Source organism: Corallococcus sp. AS-1-12 (assembly GCF_020036995.1).
In the GTDB taxonomy this organism is placed as follows: Bacteria; Myxococcota; Myxococcia; order Myxococcales; family Myxococcaceae; genus Corallococcus.
The window spans coordinates 292,328-313,544 of the sequence record NZ_JAIQDD010000008.1 but is presented as its reverse complement, the minus strand read 5'-3'; the positions used below and the strand labels follow the sequence as shown (position 1 = coordinate 313,544).

Genomic DNA, 21,217 nt, shown 5'->3' with positions numbered 1-21,217 from the left:
AACCTCGAGCCCTGACGGTCCCTCCCGTGTCCCGTTCATTCCTCGTGTACACCGCGCTGTCGAGCGCCGCCGTGGCCACCGCCCTGCTGGCCGGCTGCGACCCCATCTGCACGAACGGGGTCTCCAGTCCCGGGCAGGGACAGGTGACCCGGAACGCCGCCGGCACCTGCGTGCAGTTGGTGGTCACCCACCCCGACGCCGGCGCGGAGGGCGACCCGGACGGGGGCACGGATGGTGGGGTGTGCGGCGCCGGGCCGGGCTGGACGACGCAGGTGGTGGACGAGGGCATCGACGCCCTCACCGCCACGTTCGTCTTCGACGCGCAGGGCGTGGGCCACTACGCCTATTCGAAGAACTCCAACCTCCACATCGGCACCACCCGGCCGGGCGACGTGCCGACGCGGGTGTGGAACGTGTGGACCGCCTACGACGTGAACATGGTGGTGGCCGCGGACGGGACGCACCGCGTGCTGTACCAGCAGGGAGAGCAGGTCGGCTACGCGACCGACGCCAGCGGGACCTGGACCTTCCACATCCTGGTCCGGGGCTGGGCGAGGGCCATCGCGCTCGATTCGCAGGGCCGGGCCCACGTGCTCATCGCCAAACCCTCCCTGGACGGCTACCTGCTTGGCACCGTGGCCGCCAACGGCACCTGGAGCCTGCCGCCGGTGGAGTCGCTCGGTGCCGCGGGCGACCGCGAGCGGCTGGTCGTGGATGCCAATGGCCACGGCCACCTCGTGTTCGCGCGTGGGTTCGGCACGAAGAGCCAGGTCTTCTACGCGAGCAATGCGTCGGGCACCTGGCTCCCCGAGCCGCTGGACTGGATGATTCCCTTGAACTCGCCGCGCCTTCGCATCGCATTGGAGGTGGACTCCACGGGGCGGCCCTCCCTGCTGGCCTCCGACGACCAGGAGGCCCGGCTGTGGGTGAAGGAGGACAGCGGCTGGCGGTCCTACGCGCTGGGCGCCTTCCGCAGCCGGGGCCCCGCGCTGTCGAGGAGCGCCTCCGTCCCGGGCCTCCGCCACGCGCTGCTGGACGACGCGGCCATCAACGCGGATGTGACGGGGGGCACCAGCCAGTTGCTCGTGCAGGCGCTGGACGGCACGACCCCCGCCGGCGCGACACCGCCGCTCGTCCTGGAGACACTGGACGGCGGGAACGCGTTCCCCGGTCACTCCTCGGTCCACGTGGACGACCAGGACCAGGTGCAGGTGGGCTTCTCCTACGTGCACTATTACTACCCGCCGGACGGCGGCGCGCTGCAGACGACGCGCGGCCTGCGCTACGCGCGCTACTGCCCGTGAGCTCCACGGGGGCAGCGCGCGGTTGCGGGGCACGGAAGCGGGCGCCTACAGTCGCCGCGCCTTGAGCCAGTCCGTCCTTCCCCCGAGCCCCCCGCCCTCCCCGTCCACCTCCCACCGGGCCCTCGTCGTGGCGCGAGCGCTGGCGGTGCTCGGCGGGCTGGGCTGGTTCCTGTGGCTGGGCGGCGGGCCGGTGCTGCCGCCCACGCGCATCGACTGGATGATGCGCGAGGACTGGGCCGCGCACATCTTCGGCTGGCTCTTCTTCCGCAACGCGGACTGGACGCTGCCCCTGGGCGCGGCGCCCAACCACTTCTACCCGTACGGCTCGTCGGTGGCGCTCACGGACGGCAACCCGTGGGTGGCGCTGCTCTTCAAGCCCCTCTCGCCGCTGTTGCCCGTGGACTTCCAGTACACCGGGCCGTGGCTGGCCCTGTGCTACGCGCTGATGGGGTACTTCGGCGCGCGGCTGGTGGAGACGGTGTCCCCGCGTCCGGTGCCCATGGCGCTGGGCGGCACGCTGCTGGCGCTGTCGCCGGTGATGGCGGCGCGCTTCGGCCACCCCACGCTGTGCGCGCACTGGCTGCTGCTGGCCCTGCTGTGGCTCAACCTGCGGGACATCCCGGACGCGCGCGCCGCGACGCGGAGCCTGGGCCTGGCGGCCCTCTTCAACGCCATCGCGTCCGGCACCCATCCGTACTGGGTGGCCATGTTGATGCCGCTGACGCTGGCGCTCGGGGTGCGGCTCGCCTGGAGCCGGAAGCTGGGCCCCGCGCGCGTCGCGGCGCTGTGCGCGGGCATCGCGGCGCTGGACGTGGGGCTGTTCGCCCTCTTCGGCTACTTCGGCGGCGGCGGGCTGGGCGCGGAGGGCTTCGGGGACTTCTCCGCGGACCTGGCCACGCTGGTGAACCCCATGGGCTGGGCGCGCCTGTTGCCTGACCTGCCCGCCGCGCCCCGGCAGGGCGAGGGCTTCGGCTACCTGGGCGCGGGGGCGCTGCTGCTCGGCGCCGTGGCGTGCGTGAGCCTGTTCGCGCGCATGCGGGAGGCGCGCGCGCTGGACTGGCGCCGGGTGCTGCCCGCGGCGGCGGTGGTGCTGCTCATGGCCTTCTACGCGCTGTCCTCGCGCGTGACGTGGCTGGGCCAGCCGGTGGCGGACCTGGGCGCGCTGTACGCGCCGCTGACGAAGGCGACGAACGCGTTCCGCGCGTCCGGCCGCTTCGTCTGGCCGCTGCACTACCTGCTCGTCGTTGGCGCGGTGCTGGGGGTGGTGCGCCTGTGGCGCGGCGTGCCCGCCGTGGCCGTGGCCGCGCTGGCGGTGGCGCTGGCGCTCCAGGCGTACGACGTGCGCGAGGACAAGAGCGCCCTCTTCAAGCCCGTGCGCTTCCACCGCCTGAAGTCCCCGGAGTGGGACGCGCTGAAGGGCTCCTACCAGCACCTGGCCCTCTTCCCGCCGCAGGTGCAGTGGGTGTGCCGCTACGACGAGCCGCTGGTGAACGCGCTGGCGTATCAGGCGTACCGGCTGAAGCTGACGTTCAACAGCGGCTACGCGTCGCGCACGCCGGAGGCGCTGGCCGCGGAGTGCCGCGCGCCCCTGCCTTCGGGCGGCCTGGACGCGAAGACCGCGTACGTGGTGCTGCCGCCGCACGTGCGGCCCTTCCTCGACGCGGGCGCGCGCTGCGGGCTCGTGGAGGACCTGCCGGTGTGCGTGGTGGGGAGCAACACGGATGCGTTCGCGCAGGGGCTCGCGCGTCAGCCCCGCCGCTGACGCGGAGCACCACTGAAAATCCTTTCAGTCCACCGCAAATCCGCTGTTACCTTCCAGGTAGCCCCGGTGTCCCACCGGGCGCACTGCGAGGGGAGCGACGATGCCTGCGATGACGAAGCACGCTGCGGGGACGGTGTCCTGGGTGGACCTGTCGGCCTGGGACCTGGAGAAGGCCCGGGACTTCTACGGTGCGCTGTTCGGCTGGACGTTCGACCCCACGTCCCAGCAGAACGGCTACTACACGATGGCCCGCAAGAACGGGCAGCTCGTGGCGGCGCTGATGCCGCGCCCCAAGGACGCGCCGCCCCCGCCGGCGTGGAACACCTACTTCGCCGTGGAGAGCGTGGACCGCTCCGTCGCCCGCCTGAAGGAGCTGGGCGGCAAGGTGATGTTGGAGCCCATGGACGTCATGGAGGCGGGGCGCATGGCCTTCTGCGCGGACAACACCGGCGCGGCGTTCGGCTTCTGGCAGCCGAACCTGTTCCCCGGTGCGGCCCTGGTGAACGAGCCCGGCGCCGTGGCCTGGTTCGAGGCCAAGACGCGCGACGGCGCCAAGGCCGTCGCCTTCTACAAGGACCTCTTCGGCATGACGGCGGACAAGATGCCGGATGACCGGATGCACTACTGGGTGCTGAAGCAGGGCGGCACCGAGGCGGCGGGCGTGATGCAGCTCGACGACAAGACGCCCGCCGAGGTGGGGCCCCACTGGATGATCACCTTCGCCGTGGCCAACACCGACGAGGCCGCCGCCACCGTCACCGCCAGGGGCGGCAAGGTGCTCATGCGGCCGTTCGACTCACCCTACGGCCGCATCGCCATCGTGGCCGACCCCGGCGGCGCGTCCTTCGGCGTCATCACCCTGGCGCGGCCGGCCTAGGCGTCACGGCGTGAGGGCCGCCATCGCGGCGGCCATCACCTGCTTCACCGGCACGCCCGCGGCCCGGGCCAGCCGGACGCAGTCGTCGAACTCCGGGTGCGCGTTGAGCACCCGGCCGTCCCTGAGGCCGCGCTTCACGCGGACCCGGCCCCAGGGCGTCTCCACCTCCACGAAGTCGCGCGCCAGCGCGTGGCGCTCCACCCGGTGGTAGCGCACGCCCAGCGACGTGGACTCCGTCAGCAGCGCGTCCACCACCGCCTCGCGCAGGCCGCCCTCCACCAGCGCGCCCAACAGGTGCGCCGGCCGGCCCTTCTTCATCACCACCGGGGACACCCACGCGTCCTTCGCGCCCACCTCCAACAGCCGCTCCACCAGGTGCGCCAGGAGCTGCGGCGTGGCGTCATCCAGGTTCGCCTCCACCACCCACAGCCCTTCGGTGGCCTGCGTCTCCACGCGGCCCAGCGACGCGCGCAGCACGTTGGGCCGGTCGCGGAAGTCCTTCGTCCCCACGCCGTAGCCCACCTTCTCCACGATGAAGTCCGGCGGGTGGCCAATCCGCGTCAGCACCTTGAGCAGCGCGGCGCCCGTGGGCGTCGTCAGCTCGCCCACGCCCTCGAAGCGCACGGGCACGTCGCGCAACAGCTCCAGCGTGGCCGGCACGGGGATGGGCATCTGGCCGTGCGCCACGCGGATGGTGCCGCTGCCCAGGGGCGGCGGCGCGGCGTGCACCTCCGGGTCGCCCAGCAGCTCCAGCACCACGGCGGCGCCGCAGATGTCCACGATGGAGTCCACCGCGCCCACCTCGTGGAAGTGGATGGCGTCGATGGACACGCCGTGCACCTTCGCCTCCGCCTCGCCGATGGCGCGGAACACCGCCAGGGCCCGCGCCTTCGCGCGCTCCGGCAGCGTGGGCGCGGCCTCAATCAACTGGCGGATGTCCGCGTAGGCGCGGTGCGGGTGCGCCTCCTTCGCGTCCAGCACCACGTCCAGGTGCGTGCCGCTGATGGCGTGGCGCACCGCTCGCGACACCGCCAGCTTCCAGCCCGGCACGTTGAGGCCGGACAGCGCCTGCGCGAGCGCGTCCGGGGACACGCCCAGGTCGATGCCCGCCGCCAGGAACATGTCCCCGGCGATGCCGCCCACCGGCTCCAGGTAGAGGATGCGCCGCATGGCCTGTCAGCTCCGTCCCTTGGTGCGGGAGATGAGCGCCGCGTAGAAGCCGCCGCCGAACCCGTTGTCGATGTTCATCGTGGCCACGTTGGAGGCGCACGAGTTCACCATGGAGAGCAGCGCGGAGATGCCCCCGAGGTTCGCGCCGTAGCCCACCGACGTGGGCACCGCCACCACCGGGATGCCCACCAGGCCCCCCAGCGCGGACGCGAGCGCGCCCTCCATGCCCGCCACCGCCACGGCGACGTGGCACTCCTGAATCTCCTCGCGCCGGCGCAAGAGCCGGTGGATGCCCGCCACGCCCACGTCGTAGACGCGCCGCACGTCCGCGCCCATGGCCTGCGCGGTGAGCGCGGCCTCCTCCGCCACCGGGAGGTCGCTGGTGCCGCCCGTCACGATGGCCACGCGGCCCGCCTTCACCTTGCGCTGGGGCAGGTGGAAGATGCGCGCCACCGGGTGGTACTGGCCCTTGGGGAAGCGGGCCACCAGGGCCTCCGCCTTCTCCGGCTGCAGCCGCGTCACCAGCACCGTCTGCTTGCGCTCCACCAGCGCGCCCACGATGCCCAGGATCTGCTCCGCCGTCTTGGGCTCTCCCAGCACCACCTCCGGGAAGCCGAACCGCAGGTTGCGGTGCGTGTCCACCGTCGCGTAGCCCAGCTCCGCGTACGGCAGGTCCTTCAGCTTGCCCACCGCGTCGTCCAGGCTGACCTTGCCCGTCTTCACCTGGCCCAGCAGGGCCCTGAGCGCCTTCTCGTCCATGGGCGAGCGGTCTACCCCAGCCGCCCCCGCGCCTCCAGGCGGACCTAGAGGCCCAGCCGGGACAGGAGCGCCTGGGCGCTCCCGCGCTCCAGCACCAGCACCATCTGCCCCCCCAGCGACGAGGGCCCGGACGCCGTGAAGCGCGCCGCCAGCACCACGCCCGGCCCCGGCTCCACGTCTCCCAGCACGCCCGCCAGCACGGGGCGCACGGGCCCGCGCTGGAGCTGGGGCACGGAGGGCAGCAGCCGCCAGCCCGTCAGCCGCCCGATGGCGGACAGGCACGCGCTGGCGAGGATGTTCGCGGCCTCCGCCAGGGCGCTCTCGCGCTCCTCGGGGGACGCGGGGTGGCCGCGCACCAGCGCGGACTCCAGCGCCTCCGCGTCCCTGGACGGCAGCGCCAGCACCAGCGCGCCGCGCAGCTCTCCCGTCATGCCCAGGCGCACGGCGACGGCGGGGGCGTCGTCCGCGAAGAGCGCGGGGCCTTGAGTGGCGTCCGTGACGCGCACCTCCGGGACGGACAGGTCCACGCGGCCACCCACCAGCCGGGCCAGGGCGTTCGCGCCGTGTCCACAGCCGATGTTGGCCACCTCGCGCAGGGCGTCGAGCTGCGCGTCACTGGGCAGGGGGGGGCTCACGCGGTCAGTAACCTCGGGACGTCCAGGATGAACACGGGACGACCGCTGCCCAGGATGGTCACGCCGGACAATCCCGGCAGCAAGTCCAGGGGGCGGGACAAGGGTTTGAGCACGACTTCCTCCTGCCCCAGGAGGCGATCCACCGCCAGCGCCACCTTGCCGGTGCCAGCGTCGCCCTCCATCACCACGAAGGGCCGGTAGCCCGGCTTCGGCGCCGCGGGCACGCCCAGGAGCACCTCCAGTGCGTGCACCGGCAGCAGGCCGTTGCCGTGCGGCAGGAGCGCCGTCTCCCGGCTCTTGCTCAGGGACTGCGGGTCCGCCTCCGTGGCGCCCACCACCTTGGCGATGGGCAGGCCGAAGACCTCCTCCCCCACCTCCACGAGGAGCAGGTGCACCACGGCGACGGTGAGCGGCAGGCGCAGCGTGAAGACCGTGCCCCGGCCCCGCTCGCTGTCGATTTCGAGCGTGCCGCCCACGCTCTCCACCACGCGCTTCACCGCGTCCATGCCCACGCCGCGGCCGGAGATGTCGGTGATGTCCTTGGCGGTGGACACGCCCGGCAGGCACGACAGGAGGAACGCGTCGCGGTCCGCCATGCGCTGGGCGGCGTCCTCGGTGATGAGCCCCCGCTTGAGCGCGGAGGCCTTGAGCTTCGCGGGGTCCATGCCCCGGCCGTCGTCCTCGATGTCGATGATGACGCGGTCGCGGGCGCGGCGCACGGTGACGGTGACGCGGCCGCGCGCGGACTTCTTCGCGGCCACCCGCTCCTCCGGGGACTCCAGGCCGTGGTCGATGCAATTGCGGAGCAGGTGCAGCAGCGGGTCCGCCAGCTCGTCGAGGATGGCGCGGTCGAGCTCGATTTCGGCGCCGGTGATGACCAGCTCCACCTCGCGCTCCTTGCGGCGGGCGAGGTCGCGCGCGGCGCGGGGCAGCCGGTCGGTGATGAGCGACAGCGGCGTCATGCGCGCGCTCATGACCTTGTCGTGCAGGTCCTTCACCAGCGTGTGCAGCCGGTAGACGCCCTCCTCCAGCGCGGGGCGCGTGTTCTCCGGCAGCACCTTGCCCACTTCGCGCAGGCGCGCGGTGGCGAGCATCAGCTCCCCCACCGTGTCGAGGAAGTAGTCGAGCAGCTCCGTGCGCACGCGCACCGTGCGGGAGCCCGCGTCCGCGGTGGCGCGCGCCGGGTCCAACGCGGGCGCGGCGACGGGGAGCGCGGGCGGCTCCGGGACGGCCGGGGCGACGGAGACGACCTCCACCTCCGCCACGTTGCGCAGGGCCGTCTGGATGCCGGCGTCGCCCACGCCGGTCTCCACGTCCACCTGGATGTAGCCGTCCGGGATGCGGCCGGCCTTGAGCTCCTCCAGGGGCGGGCGCAGGTCCACCAGCGTGCCCAGGGAGGACAGCCGCTTGTGCACGAGGAACGCGCGCACGCCGGGCACCTGGCAGTTGGGGGAGATGCGCAGGCGCACCGACCAGCGGGGAGAACCGGCCTTGCCGTCCCCCGCGCTGGCGGCGGCCTTGAGCCCGGAGGCCAGCGCCGCCACGGACGCGGCAGCGTCGTTCTCCGGCACCACCGCCAGGGACCGCGCCCCCGGGGCACCGTAGAGGGCATCCGGGCCGCTCAGGTCGCGAGGCGGCATCAACGTGGCCGGCGGCATCACCGCCAGGGAGGAGGGCGCTCCGCCTGCTCCCGAGGCCGCCTCACCGCGGGATGCTCCCGAACCCGAGGCCCCCGAGTCCGAAGGCCCGGCGCCACCTGAAGCGGAGCCTCCCGGGGCCTCGGAGCCTCCCGAAGCCGCGGAGCCTCCCGGCGTCCCCGAAGCCGGCGCGGGCCCGGCGTTGCCTCCCGGCGTCCCCGAGCCCGAGGCACCCGACGGCCCCTCCCCGCCTCCCGAGCCCTCCCCGTCGTCTCCGGACGGGGTCGCGGGCTTGAGCGCGGTGACCTGGGCCACGCGGGTCGCGGCGGGGGCGTGGCCGGTGAGCGACTGCACGCGGGTGCTCAACTGCTTGAGCAACCCCTCCGCCTGCTCCGGCTCGCGGTTGGACGACACGGCGCGCACCTGGGCGGTGAGCGTGTCCGTGGCGCTCAGCAGCAGGTCCACCAGGTCCCGGTTCAGGAGCTTGCGGTCCTGCCGCACCGCGTCCACCAGGTCCTCCACCCGGTGCGCCAGCATCGCGATGGGCTCGAAGCCCATGGACGACGCCATGCCCTTCACCGAGTGGGCGTGCCGGAACATCGAGTCCACGGTGCTGGCGGTGGCCTCGCGCTCCAGCGCCACGAGGTCCCGCCCGAGCGCCTCCAGGTGCTCGGTGGCCTCCGAGATGAAGAGGCCCAGGTACCGGGACATGTCCATCGTCATGACCCGGCACCTCCTTCACAGGCGGACAGGGCCGCGACCCGGGCGGCAGCGGCCCCGTGTGCGCCGATTCAGGCCTCGCCCAGCACCTTCTTGACGACCGCCAGCACGTCCTCCGCCCGGAACGGCTTGACGATGAAGTCCGAGGCACCCGCCTCGATGGCCTCCATCACCAGGCTCTCCTGCCCGAGCGCCGAGCACATGATGACGACCGCGCTGCTGTCGGCCTTGATGATTTCCCGTGTGGCTTCAATGCCACTCTTGAAGGGCATCACGATGTCCATCGTCGTGAGGTCCGGCTTCAACTCCTTGAACTTCTCCACGGCCTCCAGGCCGTTGGCCGCCTCACCGACGACCTCGAACCCTCCAGACGCAAAGATGTCCTTGATCATGTTGCGCATGAAGATGGCGTCGTCGACGACCAGCACCCGCTTAGCCATGTGAAGAACTCCGCCTCCGTTTCAGGCCTAGAGGGAGCGCACCCTATCACCGGCCGTTTCCAGGGGGCTACTCACTTGGAGGGAGTGAACAAGGCAACGACCGCCGCATCAAGTCCTTCCGGATCCAGCACGGTCACTCCCAGACCGCCCAGGCGGGCAACGCCGCGAACCGCGGGCATGACCTTGCCCGGCGCGGCGCTGACGCGCTCCACCGCCTCGATGCCATCCACGTCCGTCACCAGCAGCCCCAAATCCCTGCGACCCCGGTCCAGTAGCACGACCCGGCACAGGGGCGTGGGACCTTCTGGCAAATGGAGCAACTGCCGCAGCTCCACCACCGTCACCACCCGGCCGCGCAGGTTCATCACCCCGGTGATGGCGGCGGGGGCGCGCGGTACACGGGTGTAGCGCTCTGGAGGGACGACCACCTCCCGGACGGCCGACAAGGGCAACCCGTAGCGTTCCTTCTCGACCCGGAAGATGACGTGCCGCACGGTGAGGGCCCTGGTGCCGGAAGGCGGCGGAAAGGCGGGGGATGGGGGCTTTCAGGGCCCCAGGCGGAAGCTGCGCACCACGCTCTGCAGCTCCACGGAGAGGTTGGTCAGCTCGCTCGCCAGCGACGTCATCCGCGACACCGCGGCCGTCTGCTCCTGGATGACGGCCTGGATGGCCTCCGTGGAGCTGGCGTTGTTCTTCGCCACGAGCTTGATCTCCTCGATGGCCTTCACCATCTCCTCGCTGCCCTTCATCTGGTCGCGGGTGCTGTCGGAGATGAGCGTCACCTTCTCCGCGCCCTTGCGGGCGGTGTCGGTGATGGCCCCCATGGAGCGCATGATGTCGGTGAGGTCCTCACGGCCTTCCGCCAGCTCCGCGATGCCTTCCTTCATGGCGCTCACGACGGAGGTGGACTGGCCGGAGATGTCGCGCGCCAGGCGGGAAATCTGCTCCGCGGAGCGGCCCGCGCTCTCCGCCAGCTTGCGCACTTCATCCGCCACCACCGCGAAGCCGCGGCCGTACTCGCCCGCGCGCGCCGCTTCGATGGTGGCGTTGAGGGCCAGGAGGTTCGTCTGCTGCGCCACCTGGGTGATGGCGTCGACGATCTTCGAAATCTCCTGCGTCTTCTCGCCGAAGGCGAACACCTGCTGGCTGGCGGACTCGATGCGGTTGAAGACCTTCTTCACCTTGTCGCCCGCGAGCCGCGCCGCCTTGGAGCCGTCCTCCGCGCTGCTGCTGGTCTCCGCGGACGTGCGGGCCGCGTCCAGGGCGCTGGCCGCCGTGCGCTGGATGCTGCCGGCCATCTCCGTGATGACCTTGGAGGCCTGCGACACCAACTGCGACTGGGTCTCCGCGCCGCTGGCGATCTTCTCCATCGACGAGCCCACCTCCTCCGTGGACCCGTTGACGTTCTCCGCGCTGCGCTGCAGGTCGATGGCCGTGTCCGCCACGCTCTTGGCGGTGTCTTGAATCTTGCCCACCAGCTCGCGCAGGTTCTCCTGCATGCGGGAGATGGCGCCCGTCAGCTCGTCGATTTCGTCGCGGGTGCTGTGCACCTCCGCGGCCACGGGCTTGGACAGGTCACCCTGCGAGATTTCGAAGGCGGAGCGGCTGAGCACCTTCACGCGGGTGACGCGCGCCAGCAGCGACGGCAGGAACGTGGCGCCGCCGAAGGTGATGAGCACGCCCACGCCCACCCGGATGATGAAGCTCCAGTTGCCCCAGGACGCGTCGAAGAGGCTCTCCGTGCACAAGAGCCACGTGCCCAGCAGCAGGCCCAGCAGGATGTAGCCGGTGGTGATCTTCCGGTGCAGGGACTGCTCGCGAACCGCCTTGGGGCCCTCGACGGCGCGCAGCAGTCGCTGCACCGGCTCGCGTCGGGGGGTGAGGCCAGAGGAGGGGTCGTCGCGAAGGGGGCGGCGCACGGGGTGCTTTCAGCGGGAGGGGCGGAAAACAGCCCAGGGGTTTAGCCTTGCTGTCCGGTACGGGTCAATCATCCGGCCGGATCTGCCTGCCTGACCGGGCGAAGTGATCGTATCCCGCGGGAGGGGTCAGAAGGTGCCCCCCCGCGTCCCGGATTCGCAACGTCCGCTCCCGGGTGAGCACGCCCACGCGCGTCACCTCCTGCCCGGCGCGGGCACACGCCCGCTCGAACGCCTGCATGCGCGAGGGAGGGACGGCGAGCAGCAGCTCGTAGTCCTCCCCTCCCCGCAGGGCCCCCTCCGGTCCCAGCGCCGCGCGCACGGCGCGTGACAGGGGCAGCCGGTCCAGCGCCAGCTCCGCGCCCACCCGGGACGCGGCGCACAGGTGGCCCAGGTCCTGCGCCAGGCCATCCGACACGTCCATCCCGGCGGAGGCGAAGCGCGCGGCCAGCCTCCCCAGGGCGATGCGGGGCTCGGGACGGCGCTGGCGTCTCACGGCCGAGCCCCGCCGGACGCCGGCCTTCAGGTGCTGGAGCCCCAGGCGCGCGTCGCCCAGCGTGCCGGAGACATAGAGGAGGTCTCCGGGCCGGGCGCCGGCGCGGGTGAGGGGCGCGTGGGACAGCTCCCCGGTGACGGTGAGGGTGACGGACACCTCGCGCGCGGAGGTGAAGTTGCCGCCCACGAGCATGATGCGGTGGGCCTTCGCCAGCGCGGCCATGCCCCGGCCCAGCGCGGACACCTCGCGGGCGGGGAAGTCCAGGGGCAGCGCGAGCGCGCAGACGAACCAGCGCGGCGTGGCGCCCATGGCGGCCAGGTCCGACAGGTTCACCGCGAGCGCCTTGTGGCCGATGTCCGCGGCGGAGAACGTCGCGCGGGTGAAGTGCACGTCCTCCACCACGGCGTCGGTGGTGACGCACAGCGCGCCCCGGGACGGCGCGAGCACGGCGCAGTCGTCTCCCGGGCCCACCGGCACCCGCGCGCGCGGGAAGCAGGCGAGGAAGCGTTGGATGAGGTCGAACTCGCCGGGCATGGCGCACTGAAGACCACGCCCGCGCCGGGGGACGCAATGACGACCCGCGAACGTGAGGGCGGGATGGGGGCGCGTGGCGTTGACGGTGTCGGACCGCCCAGGCATAGGACTGGGGAGTGCCTTCTTCCACCCCACCCATGGACCTGCGCCGCCGGCTGGTGACGGAAGCGCTGGGCTGCGGGCTGGTGGTGGTGGCGCTGGAGGGGTCGCACCACGTCGCGGAGCACCTGGGCGCGAGCGCCACGGAGGGCCGCCTCTTCATGTCCCTGTCCTGCGGCGCGGTGCTGGCGTGCCTCCTGTGGGTGCTGCGGCCGCTGTCGGGGGCGCACCTGAATCCGGCGCTCACCTTCGCGGACGCGCTGGGGGACCGCACGCCCTGGCGCGAGGTGCCGCTGTACGCGCTGGCGCAGTTGACCGGCAGCCTGGTGGGGCGGCTCGTCGCGCACCGCATGTGCAATGAGCCGCTGCTGCTCACCGCGAGGATGCCCGCGGCGGACGGGGCGCGGTTCCTCACGGAGATGGTGGCCACGTTCGGGCTGCTGGTGGTGGTGCGGGGCTGCGTGCGCACGCGTCCGTCGGCGACGCCGCTGGCCATCGCGGGGTACGTGGCCGCGACGGTGTGGTTCACGGACTCGCGCTCGCTGGCGAACCCGGCGCTGGTGCTGGCGAGAGCGGCCAGCGCCCACCTGGGCGTGATGAGCCCGTGGGAGGTGGAGTCCTTCGTCGCGGCGCAGCTTTTGGGCGCGGCGCTGGCGGTGTTCCTCTTCCGGTGGCTGCTGGGCGGCCCGCCGAGGCCCGCGCCCACGGCCGTGGAGACCGTCGTCTTCGAGTGCGCGGAGGCAGGGCCCGCGCACCTGGCCGCCGCCCTCTTCAACACGCTGGCGCACCCGGACCGGGCGCGGGCGGTGGTGGCGCCGCCGCCGGGCGCGGGCCTGGATGACGGGCCGCCGCCGGCGGTGGAGGCGCTGATGCGGGAGACGAACCTGCGCGCCGCGCCGACGCGCGACCGGACCGTGCCCGCATCGCACTACGTCCTCATCGACGTCGCGGGCCATGCGCCCGGCATGGACGCACGCGTGAGGGAGCGTTGGTCGCTGCCCGCGCTGTCATTGAAGGACGAGGCCGGAGTGAAGGCGTTGCAGGCGGCGCTGCGGCTCCGGCTGCATCAGCTCCTCGCGCGCCAGGGCTGGGAGCGGCTGCACGTCATCCCCGGCGGCCCCGCTCCCGAAGGCCCCCGCGCGCTCACCTGACGTGGGCCTCGGGTGCGTGACGGGGTGCGGCGTTGACGTCCGCCCGGCACGCGAGCAGAGAAAGAGGAGAGGGTTTTCGCATGATGGAAGGTCTTCCCCCCGTCGTCTCCTGGCCGCCGCTGCAGACGCTGATGCGGCTGACGCTCGCGCTCGCGGTGGGCCTGTTCGTCGGGCTGGAGCGCGAGTGGCGCGGCAAGGAGGCCGGCCTGCGCACGTTCGGCTTCGCGGCGCTGCTGGGCGGCATGGGCGGCCTCCTGGGCCCGAACTTCGCGCTGCTCAGCCTCGCGCTGCTGGGCGTGCTGCTGTGCTTCCTCAACTGGCAGTCCCTGCGCGCCAACGGCGGCGCGGAGCTGACCACGTCCGCCGCGCTGCTCGTCACGGGCTTCACCGGCGTGCTGTGCGGTTTGGGCCACACGGTGACGCCCGCGGCGGTGGGGGTGACGACGGCGGGCCTGCTCGCGTGGAAGGAGCGGATGGCCACCTTCAGCCACAAAATCACCGCCGAGGAGCTGCGCAGCGCCATCCTGCTGGCCATCCTCGCGTTCGCCATCTACCCGGTGCTGCCCGCGCAGCCGGTGGACCCGTGGGGCCTCATCGAGCCGCGCGCCGCGTGGGTGACCGTCATCCTCATCGCGGCCATCGGCTTCGTGAACTACCTGCTGTGGAAGATGTTCGGCACGCACGGCGTGGAGGTGACGGGGTTCCTGGGCGGGCTCGTCAACAGCACCGTCACCGTGGCGGAGCTGGCCAACCGCGTGCGCGAGACGTCCGGGCGCCTGCTGGACGTGGCCTACCGGGGCGTGATGCTGGCCACCGCCGCCATGGCGCTGCGCAACGCCGTGCTGCTGGGGCTGCTCTCCTTCCGCGCGCTGGTGGACTCCGCCATCCCGCTGGTCCTCATCCTCCTGTCCAGCACGGGCCTGGCACTGATGCGCTCGCGCACGGAGCCCACGCCCGGCGCCGAGCCCCCCGCCCTGCCCCTGAAGTCGCCCTTCTCCCTGCCGTCCGCGCTGAAGTTCGGCCTCATCTTCCTGGCGCTCCAGGTGGTGGGCACCGTGGGCCAGACGCTCCTGGGCCGCTGGGGCTTCTACGCGGTGAGCGCCGTGGGCGGCCTGGTGTCCAGCGCTTCCGCGGTGGCGTCCGCCGCGTCGCTGTGCGCCAACGGCACCATCTCCCCCACGACGGCCGGGGTGGGCGCCATCATCGCGTCGCTCGCCAGCGCCGCCATCAACTTCATCCTCGTGGCGCGCGTGTCGGAGCAGCGCTCGCTCACGCTCAGGCTGGGCCGCGCGCTGGGCGTGGTGATGCTGCTGGGGCTCGTGGGCGCGCTCGTGCAGACGCGCCTGCCGGAGTTCCTCCCCACCACGCCAGGAGGGCCGGGGCTCATCGAGCCCCACCAGCCCTGACCCTCAGAAGCGGGCTGGCTCCGGCGACCGCTAGAAGCGGTCTGGCTCCGGCATCGGCGGCGCGGCCGTCAGCCCGCGCTCCTGCATGGGCGGGTGCAGCGGCAGTTGGACGATGAAGCGCGAGCCGTGGCCGAACTCGCTCTCCACGCGCACCCGGCCGCCGTGCCCCTCCACCAGGCTCTTCACGATGGCCAGGCCCAGCCCCGCGCCGCCGAACTCGCGCGTGGAGCTGCCGTCCACCTGGTAGAAGCTCTGGAAGATGCGCTCGAACTCCTCCGCGCGGATGCCCACGCCGGTGTCCTCCACGCTGATGCGGTAGCCGGGCACGCCCAGCTCCTGCTGCATCGCCGCGTCCGACAGCGTCACCTTCACCCGGCCGCCCGCGGGCGTGAACTTCACCGCGTTGGCCAGCAGGTTCACCACCACCTGGCGCAGCTTGTCCAGGTCACCCGCGAGCCGGGGCTGCGGCGTGTGCGGCAGCCGCACCTCCAGCTCCAACCCCTTGCGCTGCGCCTGCGGCAGCACGCTGGAGACCGCCGTCTGGATGACGTAGCCGGGGTCCACCGGCGCCATGGACAGGCGCAGGCGCCCGGCTTCAATCTGGCTCAGGTCCAGCAGCGAGGAGATCATCGAGAGGAGCGTCTCGCCCTTCTCCACGATGGTGCGCACGTACTGGAGCTGCTCCGGGTTGAGCGGCCCCGCCAGCCCCTCCGCCATCATCTCCGAGTAGCCCAGGATGGACGCGAGCGGCGTGCGCAGCTCGTGGCTCACCGTGCCCAGGAAGGTGGACTTCAGCCGGTCCAGCTCCTTGAGCCGCGCGTTCGCCTGGAGCAGCCGCGCGTTCTGCGCCTCCAACTCGCGGTGCACCTCCAGCGTGGACTCCAGATGCAGGTGCGTGGCCAGGTACGCCTTCTGCCCGCTGGCCACGAGCGCGCCCAGCACCTGGCCGAAGTGGCCCAGCACCTGCGCGGCGGTGCGCTCCGGCACGCGGCGCACGCGGCCCAAGAGCTCCTGCGCGCGCTCCAGGTCCAGGCCGTGGATGCCGGTGAGCGTCTGGGGGAAGTCCGTCAGCTCCTCCGGCGTGAAGGGCCCCAGGATGACCCGGCCCAAGAGGTCGCCGTCCCAGCGCACCGGCATCACCACGTAGCGCAGGCCGGTGAAGCAGGTGAGCGCGATGAGGCCCGCCGCTTCGGAGACGTCCCCGTCCGCCACGCGCCCGCCGGCCTCCGGCAGCACGGGGCCGTCCTTCACCCGGCCCACCATGGCGGTGCACGCGTGGCGGCCGTCCGGGAAGGAGAAGACGTAGGCGCAGAAGTCGCCGTGGCCCACCTTCACGTCCGCCAGCTTGTTGCCGCGCGTGTCCAGCACCTTGATGCCCACGCGGTACAGGTCGCTGAAGCCCTTCACCACCTCCGTGAAGGACGGCAGGTCCAGCAGGTCCCCCAGCGACAGCCGCCGCTGGAGCGCGGACTCGCGCCGGGGCACGCTCGCGGTGTTCCGGGGCCCTCCGCCTGACGCGCCGCTCATGGCGCCCTCCCGCTCTCCCTGCCGCCAGGCATGGCGCCGGGGCCGTACCGCCCCTCCAGCGCCGTGCCGCTCAGGTCGATGTGCCGGAAGATCTGCCCCAGGAACTCTTCCTCGCTCAGGCCCACGTTGCGCGACAGTTGGGCCCGGCCCTCCAGCGCGCGCCAGGCCGTCTGCACCACGGCGTGGAAGGTCTCCACCACGCCCTCGCCCCGCACGGCCACGGAGCCCACCACCGGCTGGCTGCCCCGGCGCTGCACCTCCGCCAGCTCCTCGTCCGTGAGGCTGTCGGGCAGGTCGCGCTTGTTGAACTGGATGACCACCGGCACCTGCGTGGGGTCCAGCTCCATCTCCCGCAGGTTCTCCTGCAGGTTGCGCCAGTAGGCGTTGTTCTCCTGGGCCGCCCCGCGCCGGCTGTCCGCGATGAAGACCACCGCGTCCGCGCCCTGGAGCACCACCCGCCGCGTGGCGTTGTGGATGACCTGCCCGGGCACGGTGAAGAGCTTCACCTTCACCTTGAAGCCCGTGGAGGTGGAGAAGAAGACGGGCAACAGGTCGAAGAAGAGGGTCCGGTCGTCGTGGGTATCCACCGACAGCAGGCGCCCTCGCACGTCCGGCCGCGCTCGCGCGTGCAGCTTGCGCAAGTTCGTCGTCTTCCCGCTGAGCCCGGGGCCGTAATAGACGATCTTGAGCGTCAGCTCGCGCTGGGCGTGGTTGAGTTGCAAGGGGCGGAACTCGGACCGAGGGGGACCCGGACAGGGGTTTTATAATGGCCTCACGCTCCGCGCGGAAGGCCGCTCGCAGTCCAGACAGCGGAGCGGGACGTGTCTTCCCGGAATGACGCCTCCGCAAGTGACGTTTCGAGAAGTTCCTGCTCCCCGCCTGGGAGGAGGACGTCTCCCCACACTGAAAACAGGACAATGCGCGCGGAATGATCGCGTGCATGGGTACGGGGGGACCGGTTAGGATCGCGGACGCGACGGAGGAGCAAGGCGATGACGATGAAGCAGGTGGACCCTGGCGTCGAGGTGGCGGCCCCCACGCCGGTGCTGGACGGAGCGACGCTCCCCAACGATCTGGTGACCGGGGTCAAATTCGGTCCGCCCACCGACGAGGACCTGACCACGGTGTCGGCCTTGCGCGCCAACTCGGAGCCCTGGAAGGGGCGGGGTGAGACGCAGGAGGAGAGCCTCAAGGCCCTCACCCAGTTGAAGCCCTTCCTCCACGTGGCGCGGCTGCAGAACCAGGTGGTGGGCTACGTGACGGTGGAGCGCGACGGTCCGGTGCCGGGCGCGGCCTACCTGCGCAACATCGTGGTGAAGCCGGAGCTGCGGCGCCACGGCGTGGGCGCCATGCTGCTGGACAAGGCGCTGGACGCGGCGCGCGACATGTACCGCAAGACCATCGCCCTGCGCGTGGACCCGGCGAACGCGCCCGCGGTGGGCTTCTACCGCAAGGCGGGCTTCACCACGGTGGCCACGGTGGTCTCCAAGAAGTCCGGCAAGCTGCGGCTCCTGATGTCGCGCGAGCTGTAGTCCGCCGTACCCCAACGCACTCGGTTGGACCCGACGGGAGGGGCCCTCGCACGGCCGCTCCCGTCGTGCGTTCGGGCCCATGCCCCCAGGGTGACCTGGAGCGCGGCGGTCGACTATCCTCGCGGGAGTTTCCACCCCGCCGGGCCTGACGCACGGCAGCGGTGGGGCCTCCCCCCTGAATGAAACCGCTCGCGGAACTGCTGCGTCATCTCTCGCGTCCTGGAATCACCGAGCTGGCCCTGGCCAGCGGCCGTCCTCCGATGGTGCGAGGCGCCAACGGCTACGAGCCCATTGATCCAGGCGCCCTCTCCACCGATGAGCTCGTGAAGGCCCTCCAGGCGATGGTGGGCATGGCGCGCGCGTCCTCGGTATCGGAGACGCCGGTGCAGTGGACGGTGAACGCCACGGGCCTGGGCTCCCTCAACATCGCGGCGGTGCGCCGGGGCGAGCTGATGAACGTGCGCCTCACGCGAGGCACGGAGGGCGCGCCAGCCGCGGCGGCTCCAGCGGCCGCGGCGGCTCCGGCGACCGCGGCTCCGGCGGCACCCGCCGCGCCCACGCGCACGCCCTACGCGGGAATGCCGGCCGTGTCCGCGCAGGCGCCTACGCGCACGCCCTACGCGGGAGTGCCCGCGGTCTCCGCTCCCGTGGACGCGTCCGCGCGGGCCGCGCAGCCCGGTGGCATGGGCGCGGGAGCCGCCGCGCGCGGAGCTCCTGGCACGGCCTCCCACGCGGGTGCGCCTTCACACGCGAGCGCACCTTCACACGCGAGCGCGGCCGGGTACGGGGGTGCGGCCTCCCACGCGGCGGCTCCTTCACACGCGGGTGCGGCCTCCCACGCGGGTGCTCCTTCACACGCGGGCGCTCCGGCCCACTCCACCGCCGGCGCGAATCCCCCCGCGCGGATCATCCCCATCTCGCGCGCGACGTCCGCTCCGGGCCGCGACCTGACCGTGCTGCTGGAGCAGGCGCGCAGCATGGGCGCCAGCGACCTGCACCTGGTGGCCGGGCGGCCTCCGCTGCTGCGCCTGGCCGGGGAGCTGCTCCCTCAGGACACGCCGCTGTCCCCGGAGACGGTGGAGCGGCTGCTGCTCCCCATCATCCCGGAGCGGCTGCGGCCCGTGCTGGAGAAGGACGGCAGCGTGGACTTCGCGCTGGACTCCGAGGAGACCGGCCGCTTCCGCGTCAACGTGGGCCGCCAGCGCACGGGCCTCAAGGGCACCTTCCGCGTCATCGCCCGCGAAATCCCCACCCTGGAGTCGCTGGGCCTGCCCCCGGACATCGCCAAGGCCACGCACCACCACCAGGGCCTCATCGTGCTCACCGGCCCCTCCGGCCACGGCAAGACGAGCACGCTCGCGGCGCTGGTGGACATCATCAACCGCGAGACCACGCACCACGTGCTCACCGTGGAGGACCCGGTGGAGTACGTGCACCCGCGCAAGCGCGCCCTCATCAGCCAGCGCGAGGTGGGCACCAGCACCCGCACCTTCGCCAGCGCCCTCAAGGGCAGCCTCCGCGAGGACCCGGACGTCATCGTCGTGGGCGAGCTGCGCGACACGGAGACCGTGCGCATGGCGCTCGCCGCCAGCGAGACGGGCCACCTGCTCATCAGCACCATGAACACGCCCAGCGCGGCGAAGACCATCGACCGGCTCATCGACCTCTTCCCGCCGGGAGACCAGCAGCAGGTGCGGCTGTCGCTCTCCAGCGGCCTGCGCCTCATCGTCAGCCAGCGGCTGATGCCCGCCACGGACGGCAAGTCCCTGGTCGCCGCCGCCGAGGTGCTCACCGGCTCCGTGGCCCTGGGCAACCTCATCCGCGACAACAAGACGTTCCAGATCCCCTCCCTCCAGCAGCGCGGCAAGTCGCTGGGCATCATCCGCTTCGAGGACTCGCTCGCGGACCTGGCCCGCTCCGGCAAGGCGACGCTGGAGACGGTGAAGGGCTTCGCGGAGAACCCGGACGAGATTGAAGCCATGGTGACGGGCAAGCGGCCCGGCGCCGCCCCCACCGTGCCCACGCCCGCCAGCGCCCAGGAGGGCGCGCGGATGCTGTCCAAGGTGGGCTCACTGCTTGGCAAGAAGGGCGCCTGACATGACGGACACCCCCCGCATCGCCGGCTGGTTCGACATGCTGCTCGACAGGAAGGGCAGCGACCTGCACCTGAGCGTGGGCTACCCGCCCCTGGGCCGCATCCGCGGCGAGCTGGTGCCCCTGCGCGAGGAGGCCCTCACCACCGACGAGCTGGAGTCGGTGCTCTTCGAGATCTGCTCGCCCGAACAGAAGCGGCAGATCACCGAGGAACTGGACCTGGACTTCGCCTACGGCTACGGCTCCAAGGCCCGCTTCCGCGCCAACTACTTCTACAAGATGACCGGCATTGGCGCCGTGTTCCGCACCATCCCCAGCAAGGTCCTGTCGCTGGAGGACCTGAAGACGCCGGAGGTGGTGCGCAAGATGGCGGACCGCCGCAGCGGCCTGGTGCTGGTGACGGGCCCCACGGGCTCCGGCAAGTCCACGACGCTCGCGGGGATGATCAACCACATCAACAAGACGCGCCCCGCGCACGTGCTCACCATCGAGGACCCGGTGGAGTTCGTGCACGAGTCGCTCAAGGCCCAGGTCACCCACCGCGAGGTGGGCCCGCACGCCTCCAGCTTCGCCACCGCCATCCGCTCCGCGGGCCGTGAGGACCCCAACGTCATCCTCATCGGCGAGCTGCGCACCAACGAGACCATGAAGCTGGCGCTCCAGCTCGCGAGCTTCGGCGTGCTCGTCTTCGCCACGGTGCACACCAACAGCGCCCCCGCCACCATCGACCGCATCATCAACTCCTTCCCCGCGGACGAGCAGGGCCAGGTGCGCGGCATGCTCGCGGAGTCGCTGGCCGGCATCGTCGCCCAGCAGCTCATCAAGACCGCGGACGGCAAGGGCCGCGTCGCCGCGCTCGAAATCCTGGTGGGCAGCGCCGCCATCGCCGCGATGATCCGCGAGGGCAAGGTGTTCCAGATCGCCTCCAAGATGCAGGCGGGCCAGGGCCAGGGCATGCAGACCCTGGACATGCACCTGGAGCGGCTGGTGAAGGACGACGTCATCCTCCCGGAGGCCGCCCTGGAGAAAGCCCAGGACAAAGAGAATTTCGTGAAGATCATCCAGCGCCTGAAGCCGGACTGGCAGGTGCCGGAGACGCTGAAGGCCTGAGCGGGCCCGGCCCGGGAGGGGAAGACATTTGCTTTCCCCCCCCGACTT

18 protein-coding genes are annotated in these 21,217 nt (G+C 72.2%); 8 read left to right on the top strand and 10 right to left on the bottom strand.

What is annotated here, in order from left to right:
* Window positions 1-26: 26 nt before the first annotated feature.
* The 3 genes from K8556_RS16570 (at window position 27) to K8556_RS16560 (ending at window position 3,943) form a co-directional block, all read left to right on the top strand.
* Window positions 27-1,304: a hypothetical protein gene (locus tag K8556_RS16570; protein ID WP_223741042.1), complete on the top strand. Its 1,278-nt coding sequence runs from the start codon at window positions 27-29 to the stop codon at window positions 1,302-1,304.
* Between the two features lie 127 nt (window positions 1,305-1,431).
* A complete protein-coding gene (locus tag K8556_RS16565) occupies window positions 1,432-3,066 on the top strand; it encodes a DUF6311 domain-containing protein (RefSeq protein ID WP_223741041.1) in 1,635 nt (544 codons plus the stop codon).
* Between the two features lie 109 nt (window positions 3,067-3,175).
* Window positions 3,176-3,943, top strand: coding sequence for a VOC family protein (locus K8556_RS16560; RefSeq protein WP_223741040.1), 768 nt, complete (start codon window positions 3,176-3,178; stop codon window positions 3,941-3,943).
* Window positions 3,944-3,946: 3 nt separating this feature from the next.
* Here the strand turns inward: K8556_RS16560 and larC are convergent, their stop codons facing one another.
* From larC to thiL, 8 genes are all read right to left on the bottom strand, one after another.
* Window positions 3,947-5,113 (bottom strand): nickel pincer cofactor biosynthesis protein LarC, encoded by a 1,167-nt coding sequence (gene larC / locus K8556_RS16555; RefSeq protein WP_223741039.1) that lies wholly within the window; start codon window positions 5,111-5,113, stop codon window positions 3,947-3,949.
* 6 nt (window positions 5,114-5,119) lie between these two features.
* Entirely contained in the window at window positions 5,120-5,872 is a 753-nt protein-coding gene (gene larB, locus K8556_RS16550; RefSeq protein WP_223741038.1) for a nickel pincer cofactor biosynthesis protein LarB, read from the bottom strand.
* A gap of 44 nt (window positions 5,873-5,916) precedes the next feature.
* Window positions 5,917-6,507 carry a chemotaxis protein CheC gene (locus tag K8556_RS16545; RefSeq protein ID WP_223741037.1) on the bottom strand — a complete coding sequence of 197 codons (591 nt, stop codon included), beginning with the start codon at window positions 6,505-6,507 and terminating at the stop codon, window positions 5,917-5,919.
* Window positions 6,504-8,867: a chemotaxis protein CheA gene (locus K8556_RS16540; RefSeq protein ID WP_223741036.1), complete on the bottom strand. Its 2,364-nt coding sequence runs from the start codon at window positions 8,865-8,867 to the stop codon at window positions 6,504-6,506. Before K8556_RS16540 ends, K8556_RS16545 begins: the two co-directional genes overlap by 4 nt.
* 68 nt (window positions 8,868-8,935) lie before the next feature.
* Window positions 8,936-9,304: a response regulator gene (locus K8556_RS16535; RefSeq protein WP_014400067.1), complete on the bottom strand. Its 369-nt coding sequence runs from the start codon at window positions 9,302-9,304 to the stop codon at window positions 8,936-8,938.
* A gap of 71 nt (window positions 9,305-9,375) precedes the next feature.
* Window positions 9,376-9,798: a chemotaxis protein CheW gene (locus K8556_RS16530; protein WP_014400068.1), complete on the bottom strand. Its 423-nt coding sequence runs from the start codon at window positions 9,796-9,798 to the stop codon at window positions 9,376-9,378.
* A 51-nt stretch (window positions 9,799-9,849) separates the two neighbouring features.
* Window positions 9,850-11,223 (bottom strand): methyl-accepting chemotaxis protein, encoded by a 1,374-nt coding sequence (locus K8556_RS16525; RefSeq protein WP_223741035.1) that lies wholly within the window; start codon window positions 11,221-11,223, stop codon window positions 9,850-9,852.
* Window positions 11,224-11,287: 64 nt separating this feature from the next.
* The gene (gene thiL / locus K8556_RS16520; RefSeq protein ID WP_223741034.1) at window positions 11,288-12,250 is read right to left on the bottom strand and encodes a thiamine-phosphate kinase; all 963 of its coding nucleotides are present in this window, start codon (window positions 12,248-12,250) and stop codon (window positions 11,288-11,290) included.
* Between the two features lie 116 nt (window positions 12,251-12,366).
* Between thiL and K8556_RS16515 the strand changes: the two genes are divergently transcribed.
* Together K8556_RS16515 and K8556_RS16510 are read left to right on the top strand one after the other, a co-directional pair.
* Window positions 12,367-13,500: an aquaporin gene (locus K8556_RS16515; protein ID WP_370639935.1), complete on the top strand. Its 1,134-nt coding sequence runs from the start codon at window positions 12,367-12,369 to the stop codon at window positions 13,498-13,500.
* Window positions 13,501-13,580: 80 nt separating this feature from the next.
* Window positions 13,581-14,906 (top strand): MgtC/SapB family protein, encoded by a 1,326-nt coding sequence (locus K8556_RS16510; protein ID WP_223741033.1) that lies wholly within the window; start codon window positions 13,581-13,583, stop codon window positions 14,904-14,906.
* 30 nt (window positions 14,907-14,936) lie between these two features.
* Here the strand turns inward: K8556_RS16510 and K8556_RS16505 are convergent, their stop codons facing one another.
* Together K8556_RS16505 and K8556_RS16500 are read right to left on the bottom strand one after the other, a co-directional pair.
* The gene (locus K8556_RS16505; RefSeq protein WP_223741032.1) at window positions 14,937-16,433 is read right to left on the bottom strand and encodes an ATP-binding protein; all 1,497 of its coding nucleotides are present in this window, start codon (window positions 16,431-16,433) and stop codon (window positions 14,937-14,939) included.
* Window positions 16,430-17,155, bottom strand: a complete 726-nt coding sequence (locus tag K8556_RS16500; RefSeq protein WP_120561098.1) for an ATP/GTP-binding protein — start codon at window positions 17,153-17,155, stop codon at window positions 16,430-16,432. The genes K8556_RS16505 and K8556_RS16500 overlap by 4 nt, the downstream gene beginning before the upstream one ends.
* A 270-nt stretch (window positions 17,156-17,425) precedes the next feature.
* Here K8556_RS16500 and K8556_RS16495 point away from each other — a divergent pair, with 270 nt between their 5' ends.
* The 3 genes from K8556_RS16495 (at window position 17,426) to K8556_RS16485 (ending at window position 21,169) form a co-directional block, all read left to right on the top strand.
* Complete coding sequence (locus tag K8556_RS16495) at window positions 17,426-17,965, top strand: N-acetyltransferase (RefSeq protein ID WP_206787503.1); 540 nt, start codon at window positions 17,426-17,428, stop codon at window positions 17,963-17,965.
* Between the two features lie 179 nt (window positions 17,966-18,144).
* The gene (locus tag K8556_RS16490; protein WP_223741031.1) at window positions 18,145-20,061 is read left to right on the top strand and encodes a type IV pilus twitching motility protein PilT; all 1,917 of its coding nucleotides are present in this window, start codon (window positions 18,145-18,147) and stop codon (window positions 20,059-20,061) included.
* 1 nt (window position 20,062) lies between these two features.
* A complete protein-coding gene (locus K8556_RS16485) occupies window positions 20,063-21,169 on the top strand; it encodes a type IV pilus twitching motility protein PilT (protein WP_223741030.1) in 1,107 nt (368 codons plus the stop codon).
* The last annotated feature ends 48 nt before the right edge of the window (window positions 21,170-21,217 follow it).

What these genes read in the sequence shown, in the direction of transcription:
- K8556_RS16510 (WP_223741033.1), top strand. Translation starts at nt 13,581, where the DNA reads ATGATGGAAGGTCTTCCCCCCGTCGTCTCCTGGCCGCCGCTGCAGACG.
- K8556_RS16495 (WP_206787503.1), top strand. Translation starts at nt 17,426, where the DNA reads ATGACGATGAAGCAGGTGGACCCTGGCGTCGAGGTGGCGGCCCCCACG.
- K8556_RS16490 (WP_223741031.1), top strand. Translation starts at nt 18,145, where the DNA reads ATGAAACCGCTCGCGGAACTGCTGCGTCATCTCTCGCGTCCTGGAATC.
- K8556_RS16540 (WP_223741036.1), bottom strand. Translation starts at nt 8,867, where the DNA reads ATGACGATGGACATGTCCCGGTACCTGGGCCTCTTCATCTCGGAGGCC.
- K8556_RS16485 (WP_223741030.1), top strand. Translation starts at nt 20,063, where the DNA reads ATGACGGACACCCCCCGCATCGCCGGCTGGTTCGACATGCTGCTCGAC.
- K8556_RS16535 (WP_014400067.1), bottom strand. Translation starts at nt 9,304, where the DNA reads ATGGCTAAGCGGGTGCTGGTCGTCGACGACGCCATCTTCATGCGCAAC.
- K8556_RS16560 (WP_223741040.1), top strand. Translation starts at nt 3,176, where the DNA reads ATGACGAAGCACGCTGCGGGGACGGTGTCCTGGGTGGACCTGTCGGCC.
- larB (WP_223741038.1), bottom strand. Translation starts at nt 5,872, where the DNA reads ATGGACGAGAAGGCGCTCAGGGCCCTGCTGGGCCAGGTGAAGACGGGC.
- K8556_RS16505 (WP_223741032.1), bottom strand. Translation starts at nt 16,433, where the DNA reads ATGAGCGGCGCGTCAGGCGGAGGGCCCCGGAACACCGCGAGCGTGCCC.
- thiL (WP_223741034.1), bottom strand. Translation starts at nt 12,250, where the DNA reads ATGCCCGGCGAGTTCGACCTCATCCAACGCTTCCTCGCCTGCTTCCCG.
- larC (WP_223741039.1), bottom strand. Translation starts at nt 5,113, where the DNA reads ATGCGGCGCATCCTCTACCTGGAGCCGGTGGGCGGCATCGCCGGGGAC.